The organism is Flavonifractor sp. An4 (assembly GCF_002161755.1).
Lineage (GTDB): Bacteria > Bacillota > Clostridia > Oscillospirales > Oscillospiraceae > Flavonifractor > Flavonifractor avicola.
Window position 1 is genome coordinate 1 of record NZ_NFIL01000061.1, and the last position, 9,719, is coordinate 9,719.

The 9,719-nt window shown below is 50.5% G+C and carries 10 protein-coding genes and 1 pseudogene; 6 read left to right on the forward strand and 5 right to left on the reverse strand.

The window, feature by feature from the left end:
- The 5 genes and pseudogenes from B5F94_RS15000 to B5F94_RS15020 all read right to left on the reverse strand — a co-directional run.
- Positions 1-180, reverse strand: a pseudogene (locus B5F94_RS15000) (hypothetical protein); the annotation flags it as partial.
- 1,185 nt (positions 181-1,365) lie between these two features.
- Positions 1,366-1,551 (reverse strand): hypothetical protein, encoded by a 186-nt coding sequence (locus B5F94_RS15005; RefSeq protein WP_087331293.1) that lies wholly within the window; start codon positions 1,549-1,551, stop codon positions 1,366-1,368.
- Positions 1,552-1,615: 64 nt separating this feature from the next.
- Positions 1,616-2,083 carry a hypothetical protein gene (locus B5F94_RS15010; protein WP_087331295.1) on the reverse strand — a complete coding sequence of 156 codons (468 nt, stop codon included), beginning with the start codon at positions 2,081-2,083 and terminating at the stop codon, positions 1,616-1,618.
- A 913-nt stretch (positions 2,084-2,996) separates the two neighbouring features.
- Positions 2,997-4,334, reverse strand: coding sequence for a DNA adenine methylase (locus B5F94_RS15015; protein WP_087331297.1), 1,338 nt, complete (start codon positions 4,332-4,334; stop codon positions 2,997-2,999).
- Complete coding sequence (locus tag B5F94_RS15020; RefSeq protein WP_087331299.1) at positions 4,331-5,011, reverse strand: hypothetical protein; 681 nt, start codon at positions 5,009-5,011, stop codon at positions 4,331-4,333. Before B5F94_RS15020 ends, B5F94_RS15015 begins: the two co-directional genes overlap by 4 nt.
- Before the next feature lie 599 nt (positions 5,012-5,610).
- Here B5F94_RS15020 and B5F94_RS16785 point away from each other — a divergent pair.
- From B5F94_RS16785 to B5F94_RS15050, 6 genes are all read left to right on the forward strand, one after another.
- Positions 5,611-5,787: a hypothetical protein gene (locus tag B5F94_RS16785; RefSeq protein ID WP_015574152.1), complete on the forward strand. Its 177-nt coding sequence runs from the start codon at positions 5,611-5,613 to the stop codon at positions 5,785-5,787.
- 186 nt (positions 5,788-5,973) lie between these two features.
- Positions 5,974-7,395 (forward strand): ParB/RepB/Spo0J family partition protein, encoded by a 1,422-nt coding sequence (locus B5F94_RS15030; RefSeq protein WP_087154058.1) that lies wholly within the window; start codon positions 5,974-5,976, stop codon positions 7,393-7,395.
- Positions 7,396-7,445: 50 nt separating this feature from the next.
- The gene (locus tag B5F94_RS15035; RefSeq protein WP_015574151.1) at positions 7,446-7,787 is read left to right on the forward strand and encodes a hypothetical protein; all 342 of its coding nucleotides are present in this window, start codon (positions 7,446-7,448) and stop codon (positions 7,785-7,787) included.
- 1 nt (position 7,788) lies between these two features.
- Positions 7,789-8,502 (forward strand): antirestriction protein ArdA, encoded by a 714-nt coding sequence (locus B5F94_RS15040; RefSeq protein WP_015574150.1) that lies wholly within the window; start codon positions 7,789-7,791, stop codon positions 8,500-8,502.
- Between the two features lie 129 nt (positions 8,503-8,631).
- Positions 8,632-9,030: a PcfB family protein gene (locus B5F94_RS15045; protein ID WP_181966738.1), complete on the forward strand. Its 399-nt coding sequence runs from the start codon at positions 8,632-8,634 to the stop codon at positions 9,028-9,030.
- Positions 9,017-9,719 (forward strand): S-layer homology domain-containing protein (locus tag B5F94_RS15050; RefSeq protein WP_242965694.1); only part of this gene is annotated, 703 nt, incomplete at its 3' end. The genes B5F94_RS15045 and B5F94_RS15050, both read left to right, overlap by 14 nt.

The window sequence follows — 9,719 nt, forward strand, 5'->3', positions numbered from 1 at the left end:
GGTTTCGGGTGCGGTTTGGGTGGTCTGCTCTGGGGTGGGGGTACTGCTCTCCATGGACTGGGAGACTTCGGGGGTGCTGGTTTCCTGGCTCTTATCAGCGGCGTTTTCATTGGAACCACCACAGGCTGTCATGGATAAAATCAGTGCCAGGGACATACCATATATGATCGCCTTTTTCATTACGGTTTCCTCCCGTGCCGTCACAGTGACGGCTTTTTTATTGACTCTCAACAGCTTCCACCCAAGGGGGACAGAGCCAGCCTGTCTCCCCTTGAGCTTCTGCCGCCGAGACAAAAAGAGCGCACACAGGTATAAAGATACCCATGCACGCACAAAAGTTCTTTGCTATGTGCTTTACACAACTCGTATAACGCACCTTGCTAATTCAACAAGATTGCATTATACTGTGGATGTGGTACTGCTGACGCAGTTGTGCATGGTGCCGTAATCACCTGTACAGGGGATAGAGGGTTGCCGCCCTCTATCCCTGCCGCACTATTTTTTTGCCTCGTAACCTCATTCTAAACCATGCGGATATAAAATGCAAGTAGGGCAATCGATCTTAAAAGTAAATGTCCATTTTTATACTTCAAGTCGATCCATACATATATCCACCATGGATGAGGTGCTATTGTGTATATCTATTAAGCACTTTTTGAGGCAGGGAAATTTTTCATCCAAGCAGTTGTTGAGTGAAGATGTCCTGGGGAAGTATAGTATGTTTTGCGTTTCCGAAAATGTTGAGGTTCCCTCTTTATGCCTATTTTCTTTGGAGAAACTGTCATTCCATCTAAAAAATCCATGCCTATTTCTGCTTCTATTATTGACGAGCAGGAAAAATTAGTTGTCTTACCGGACAAACCCAACATTTCTCACCAGCATTTTAGGACTTCACTGGTTTTATCTACGCTCTCCCAACCATTTCATAAGAGTCGTTCACCGTATTATACTTAGTTTCACCTCCCTAATAGTAAGTCTTTGCCTTTTGGCGAAACAGGTCGATTTCTTTCTGCCCCACTTACGGCGCTCCATCTTTACCTAATCAGGGTATCGTGTGCCGTTAATTAAAGTCGTTGCTTGCTATGAAGCTAAAAATTAGCGTTCACTGTTCTACACGATACCTAATGTCTCGTTTATCTCGAATTTTTGGTAAATTTGGTAATCAAGTCGAAACCGCCCCACTGTCTCCCGCATTTATTCGACCATGTAGCCGTGACTGTATCACCTTTTTTTCACAAGTCAAAAGTGAAATTGCCCTTATTTGCCCTTATTCATCTCACACCCAATATTATTAAAAAATGCTGGGAGCAGCAGAGTATCCCCATTTTTTGCACACTGCTTGGCCCTGCCGCTCCAAAGGACCCCTTACATCTTTTCCTCACCCTCTGGGGCTTGTTTCACCCCCTTTTCCTCCTCTGCATACCACATACCCCCCAGCACTCCAAAAGTCCTCTCCAGTACCCCCGGAACCCCCAGGATCGCCACCACTCCCAGGGTGGTCATGGCAATCAGTACACAACCTCCAATCACCAGCTCTGCAATATGGCACATACTGTCTCACCTCCCTTTTAACCTGAGCGGGCCACCCTTACCGGGTGACCCGCTTACTGTTTCCTTATTTTTTCACTGTCTTGCCCTGGGGCATTTCCTCCCATTCCCAGGCACACTTGATGGTGTCACCGTTCAGCACCACACCATTCACAGCTCCCAGGTCAAGCAGCGCCTTGATCTTGTCGGCGCAGAAGGTCTGACGGCCAAAACGGGAGGAAATTACCTTGTAGTTCTCACCGTCCCGGCGGTACACCGTGTACATCAAATTTGCCACCGCTGCCGGGTCGGTGCTGGTCAGCGTCCCCACGCCCGTCTTGACCATGATGGCCCGGAACCCCTTGGCCTCGTCCAGCTTCAAGGCCCCGCTACCGTCCAGCACCATCCCCAGCACCTCACCGGACTTGACCGCCTCACTCAGCTGCTTGGCGGTCATACCCAGAACCTCACCGCCATTCACACCGGGGTTAAAGACCTCATACCCAGTCACTCTCTGCCCCAGGTCAACCCGGTTAATGATGAACTTCTTATCCATAGTACACACTCCTTAAATTAGTTATCGGTCAAGCTCTATCTCTCAACCACAACCAAACTATAACGCTGACACAGCCCTCTTGACTGCTGACGAAATAGCCGGAGATTTTAGATTTTGATTGGTGAGTATGCTGCTGGAGTTATATGTCAATTTGGTAACATTCATAAGGGCATAAAAATAGTGGAGCAAGTTTGACCTTACTCCACAGACTAGTACTGTATGTGATTTGGATATAGAGGTGATGTGAAAGTGATTGTTATTTAATTCTATTGATATTTTATTTGAGGTGAAACGGTTTATCTAGCTCTCAGAGGTTAAGTGGATTTGAGCGTGTTTTTCCCTTAGGTTTAAGAGAAAAACACGCTCAACGCAGTAGCCCCCGTCGGCCCGCATCATCTCGCGTTCCACTGAGTTTATTCCTTACCTACCTGTGCAACTGGCCCACACAGAGGAAAATATTTTCCGTGGCAAGTTCCCGTTCCAGCCATCCAACCCCGATAATTTATTAAGCGGTTATCGGTATCCGCCTCAGGGGATCTCAACCTATCAGTGGATGTAGGCTTTTGAGATACCCGTGGATTTTATGCGTCGGCTCCACACACCTGCTTATCTTGTTTTGTGTTGGTAAGCGCATACCCAACAAAAATATTTAATTTTATGCCCTTATAAACCTTTATGTTCATTTTTTAGCCTCCAATATTTCTTTTTTGTGCTTCTATCACAACTATATGCGCTCTTTTATTAACCAGATGAATAAGCCCACAATGATAAAAGCAGTATTGTGCTATAAAGCACAATACTGCTTTCAATCAGGCACAATATTCTATTTAGACAGGCCCTGTAACTTGGTAACTCAGTAACTTGTGTGAGGTTACTATTACTGTAAACAGAATACTACACTTGCCATTCAAAGTCAATCGAAATTCTTCCAGATGATTTCTGTACGATAATTGTCAGCCTTACCTCCCACGCTTGTCTTGGTGTCAATCTCGTATTTCTTCCATTGGGGCGCTTGGAGATATGCGTTGTATAGTGGAACATCATAGTTACTGATTACAATTTTTGCCTTCGCGTTACAAATGGTTTTGAGCAGCAATTCATGGTTTGCGTAATCGGAGGAGAGTTTATATACACTCCCCAAATTCTTTTGCTCATCTTCCGGATCCAGGTAGGAAGGATCCAGGTAAAAGCAAGCGGTTTTGTCATTTAAGTAACTACATTCCATCAGATACATCAATGCACCTGACTGGCTGACCTGTACGCCATTCATACGTTCTGCCACATCATAAAGTCTGCTGATTTGTGCATGGTATTGTTCATTGGTTTTGAATTTCTGAGGGCTGAATGCAGTCCCCATTCCGTCACGGCTCATGGTATAAACGATCCATGTTGCAACCGCTAAACTAATATCATCCGAAAAACTGGATTCATGATTGTTAAGCGTGTGGGAGTAGGCAGACTGATAGATCTGCTGTCTGAATTGCTGCTCTATCCGCTTTGCGTCAATCCGGTTTGGCTTCCCATGCTGAATCGCTTGTATTCTGTTTTCCAATGCAGCTTTCTGGGCAAGCTTTTCAGGTTCTGCCTCGGCTGATAACTTTTTCACCTGGGCCGACAGTCTTTGAATATAAGTATGGACAGCCTCAGGCGCAAGCTCATCGCTTTGCTCCCGTAGTACATCCGCATAGATGGGGCGGAGTAGTGTCAAAAAATCCTCAGTCTCCTTCTGAAACTGGGTAAGCTGGGCAACTTCTGTTTCTGTCAGTGTCCCTCTCAACTTTAGCCGCTGGAGGGGTGACCAGTCCATTTGTACCGTACATTTGTTTATGCTTTGTCGAAGCAACCGGAAGTTTTCAACCATATCCGTAGCTGTATATTTCTTGCCTAGCAGGCTCAGATATTGTTTGAACTGGCGTTTTAACTCGGAAAAATAGTCGTCCTCTTCCTCGTTTCTGAGCTTCACAGCGGCATAGAAAGTCTCGGGGGTACAGTCGGTATCATAAAGCCGGTAAATGACCTCCTGGGCTTTCTGAGGGTCGCCCATGCACCGCATAAAAGCACAGAGACCGGCGCTGGCGTCATTATAAATTTCAACAGGGTGCCTCGGCTTATTGAGCAGGACACGGGCACCGCCCCCAAAGGGCTCAATAAATACTTCTGTGTTGGCGTAGTCCAGCATATCACAGATGACAGGGGCCAGGGCCGCTTTCCCGCCGTAGTAAGGAAAGGCGCTCAGTGTCTGGTTTCTCATGCCTGTATTCCTTCTTGCTTGGCGCTATCAGCAATACCTGTCATTTTGTCTCTGTACAGGCAAACACACTTTTGCTTGCTCTTGTCAGCACCAACCGGGGCCACATAATCTAAGCTACCCCGGTTCACCAATGTAAATCCGCCTTGGTATAGGTATTCCAAAATCGCTTTCGGGGTTATATCTTGAAATTGGCCCCGTTGTATTTCCTCGTTAAAAAGTTTGACGGGAATGGGATAGATGTTGCAGCTGTTAGGCAAATGCCGGGGCTTTATGGTGATGGCCTCAATGTGGTTAACTTCAATCATATTTACCAGCAGCTCAAGGATATCCTGCAAGATGTTATCGTCAATGATACTGCCGTCATAACAGGGGAGGGGATGGAAGCTATAATAGTTTTCCCGAATACATTTTGCGATTTCGATACAATCAGATCGGGAGAGCATGACACCATATTTCTTAAATGCAGCCAGACCACCCTCAAGATCGGCTGGTTCCAGCTGTGTTGTCCCTAAAAGGGCAGGTTCAGCATTTCCCAAACGATACGCCGTGACTGAAACTTTTTCTTCGTTATTCCATCTATCCTTCAGTCGCTCGACTTCCAGCCGAAAGCTGTTGCCTTCTATTACGTGCTGTTCTGCCAGCTCTTTGTTATCTATGCTCCATACTGGTGCCGCCATGGTCATTTCCCCCTGTAACTATTTTTTCTGTCAAAATCATCACCGCTAGATTAGTTACACTTTATCACAGGTCAGAAACTTTGTCCACGGTTGTCAAATGAACTTAGAAAATGAGGAATTTCCCCGATTTTTGGCTCGTAGCCAGGAGCCAAATCCATAGCCAACGCTCCGAACTCCCCATCAAAAGCCAAGATTAGGCACGAAAAGACACGAGGTATTGGCTACAAAGCCAATACCTCACGACACTTAGCCAAGTAACAAGAAAAGCCCTGAACCCTTACGGGCTCAAGGCTTTCTCGTGTACTTTCCCAGTACTTTCATGGTGGAGATAAGCGGGATCGAACCGCTGACCTCTTGAATGCCATTCAAGCGCTCTCCCGGTTAGATCGGTTACATACCCCTCTAAATCGGGCCAATAGAGCGTTCAATACGCGGGACACCCCACCAAAAGCCGCAAAACCATCGGCGTTTTTCTTGAAATTCATTATAGCTGGGGCCAGACCGCATATCAATACTAAATTTGAAAACAAGCTCGATACCGCAATTCCCTTTTCGCATGGTATAATTTCCTTGTTCCATAGCGAAAGGGGGTGTTGAGTATGGAGAAAGAATATATAGCTGGTGAGCCGCAAAGATATGAGATCGGCAATCGCGTTTTTATCGTGGAGCCCCGTTATGATAAAAACGGTGAAAGTATGTCGGACATCCTGTTAAAGCTGATGATGGCCGATGTCGATGAAAAAATGTGGAACGAAGGCCACCGCGAAAAAATCTAATCTAAAATTAAATCCGAGTTGTCAAGCAAGGTATTTATTCTAAAACAATTTCATATTGAGCATTACGCCGCCCGAGTGAGACTATGGGCGGCGTTTTCATACACCACAACTTGAAAGGAGGAGTCCCTTATCTGCTGCCAGCCATCGGGCTGGCTTTTTTCATTTCAAGACAAAGGAGGTTTGACATTGGCAGACGATAAAAAGAATATCGGCCCCGAGGCAGAAACGACTGACACGGCCCCCGCGCAGGAGCAGCCTGCTCCCGGCAAGGCCGAGCCCGTTGTGGCAGATCCCGCCCCGGCTGAAAAGGCAGCTCCCGCAGAAAAGGCGGAGCCCACCGTCCCGGAGGCTCCCAGCCCTGCGGCTCCCGAGCCGCTCAAGCCCGACAAGGAGGCCAAGCAGACTGCCACCCCGGACAAGAGTGATCCTGCCCCTGCTCCCTCTGGCAAGGTGGTGGATTTCGCCGCCGCCCGTGAGGAGGCCGGAAAGGACAAGGCCCCGAAGGAAAAGGCTCCCAAGCAGAAAACCACGGAGTCGAAGGACAAAGCAGCGGCCAAGGCCAGCAAGGGCCGCCCGGCAAAGGCTGACAAGGCGGCCCCCGACAAGGCCAAGCCGCCCACGCGAGACAAAATGTCCCAAAGTAAGGCTGCCCCGGAAAATGCTGCACCCAATCCGCAGGAGGCTCCCGCCCCTGCCGCGCCGGAGCAGCCCGCCGCGCCCCGTGACGCTACCCGCGCAGAAAAAGAGGAAATTGTCTACCTCAATCTGTCCGAGCTGCGCCCGTTCAAAAACCATCCCTTTGGTGTCCGTGACGATGCCGAGATGCAGGGCCTTGTGGAGTCCGTCCGGGCAAGTGGTGTAAACCAGCCCGCGCTGGTGCGCCCCACCGAGGATGGCGGGTATGAGATCATCGCGGGCCACCGCCGCCAGAGGGCAAGCGAGCTGGCCGGGTTTGTGAATATGCCCTGTATTGTCCGTAACATGACCGATGACGAGGCCATCCTCGCTATGACGGATGACAACCTGCGCCACCGCGAAAAGATTTTGCCCACGGAAAAGGCACAGTCTTTGAAAATGCAGGTGGAGGCCATCAAGCACCAAGGCGCTCGTCCCGGTGAGGACGCACAGGAGGCGGGTAAACGCTCCACGCAGATCGTGGGTGATCGCAACGGCATGAACTACAAACAGGTACAGCGGTATATCCGCTTGACCGAGCTGGTGCCGGATTTGCAGAAAATGCTGGACGAAAAAAAGCTGGCATTTACCCCCGCCGTGGAGATTTCCTTTATCCGGCCCAAACATCAGAAGTATATCGCCGTGTCCATTGAGGGCCAGCAGTCCTCTCCGTCCCTATCCCAAGCCCAGCGGCTCCGCAAGCTGGATCAAGAGGGCAAGCTGAACGGCGATGTGATCGACGGCATTTTGATGGAAGAAAAGAAGGAGGTTGATAAGGTGATTATCAATAGCGCGGAACTGGAAAAGTATTTCGGCAAGGACAAGTCCCCCCGTCAGATGAAGGATCAGATCATGGCCCTGCTGGATGACTGGAAGGCCAAGCAGCCCCCCGAGCTGGGCAAGCCCGAAAAGAAAACGGATAAGAGCCTGTAACCTCGAGACAATTTGTCCCGAGGTTTTTTCATTGAATGGAGGTTTTAACAATGAAACGACCCCTCGCATATATCACCGCTGCGTGGTGCGGCAGCGATGCCGAAAACGCAAAACAGGCGGCGCAGTATTGCCGCAGCGTGTATGAGGCGGGCTTTTCGCCCATCTGCCCCACGCTGTTCCATCCCCTGTTCCTCAATGATGCCATTCCCGAGGAGCATAAAAGCGGGATCGACATGGCCCGTAATCTGCTCAAACGCTCTCATGTGCTGGTGGTGTGCGGCCATACCGTCACCGAGGCTATGAAGAACGATATTGCTGTTGCCCAGCGGCTGGGTATCACGGCAACCACGCTGGAGGGCATCTTGACGGTCAAGGGACAGGGCCGCCGCTGATATGGCGGCCCTGCTGGAAGCCTACATTACCAACCTCGGCAAATATGCCGAGGGGCAGCTTGTGGGCGAAACGCTGAAATTTCCCACCACGGCGGAGGAGGTACAGTCCCTCTTAAAGCGCATCGGCGTGGACGGCATACGGTATGAGGAGATTTTCATAACCAGCTTTGACGGCGATGTACTGGGGCTGCATGAGCACTTGGGCGAATATGAAAGCATTGACGAGCTCAACTATCTGGCCGCGCTGCTGTCGGAAATGGATCAGAGCGATATAGAAAAGTTTGAGGCGGTCATAGACGCTGGCGAATACACAGGTAGCGTAAAAGACTTAATCAACCTCACGCAAAATCTGGATTGCTTTGAGTTCTATTCCGGTGTCCGTAGTGACGAGGAGCTGGGCCGTATGTATGTGCTGGAGTTCGGCGGTGTGGAAGTCCCGGAACACCTCATTGATTATATCGACTATGAGGCATACGGGCGGGATGTGCGGATCAATGACGGCGGCCACTATGCCCCCGGTGGATATGTGGCCGACAACCGCAGCAGCTTTATAGAGCACTACACGGGCCGGGATGACATTCCCGACGAGCACCGCGTTTTCTCCATGCCCAAGCTGTCCATCCGGGAGCAGATGTCAGCTTTCAAGGAAATTATAGACCGTTCCTCGCTGGAGGGGGAACGGAAACGGCCCACGCTGGGCCATACGGAACGATAACCCCACCTTGGGACAACTTGTCCCGAGGTGAGAAAGGAGGCGGCATAGCTGATAGAAGAAGATATTTCCCGGCGTACTGTTGCAGTTTCCGTCCGGGCCAGTAAGCTGACGGCGCGGAGCCTTGCCTATGTGGTGGCCGCTGTGGGGCGCAAAATCGCCAAAGAACACCGCGCCCGGCAGATCCCTCACGGCAAACAGACGGTCAAGCAACTTATGCGGCATGGCGTGTCTACCAACAGTCTGGAGCTGTCCGGCGATACCAAAAGTTTTGACCGGGTGGCCCGGAAGTGGAATGTGGATTATGCCTTTTACAAGACAGGCCCGGACAAATACCTGTTGTTTTTCAAGGCGGGACAGGCTGATGCCATGACCGCCTGTTTCTCGGAGTATTCCAAAAAGGTGCTGAACAAGTCCAAGTCCAGGCGCATCCCCATCCGGGATCAGATCAAGCGGGCCGGAGATCAGCTCACCCGTGAAAAGCCCAAACAGCGGGAGCGTGTGAAGGAGGCGGCGCATGAAAACAGATAAGCTCCGAAAATTCCTCATTCCCAATATCCCGTATGTGTTCATCGGCTGGGCGTTCCTCAAATTGAGTACGGCCTATCGGCTGGCCGCTGGTGCGGGTTTCCTAACAAAAGTGATGGGGATCGGCCAGACTATTGTGACCCGCTACGACGTGACAGTTGAGGAAACATCCAACGGTACTGTGAAGGTGTCCAACAGCCGTCCTTCTGCCGGGTTGACAGTCACTGTAACATTGACTCCCGACGAGGGCTACAAGGCCGATGGTGTTACCGTTACCGATGCCAAGGGGAACGCCGTTGCCGTGACTGACAAGGGCGACAGCAAGTATACCTTTAGAATGCCCAGAAGCAATGTCACCGTGAAGGCCTCCTTCACTAAGGACGATACCCCCGTGGAGACCGGCCTGCCCTTCACTGATGTGAAGTCCGGCGACTGGTTCTATGAGGCTGTGAAGTACGTCTATGACAATAAGCTGATGGACGGCACCTCCACCACCACCTTTGCTCCTCTCATGAGCACCAACCGTGCCATGGTGGTCACCATGCTGTGGCGGCTGGAAGGCCAGCCCAAGGTTGATGCTACCCTGTCCTTCACCGACGTGGAGAGCGGCGTGTGGTACACCGACGCTGTGAACTGGGCTGCCTCCAAGGGCATCGTCAAGGGCTACAGCGACACCGTGTTTGCCCCCAACG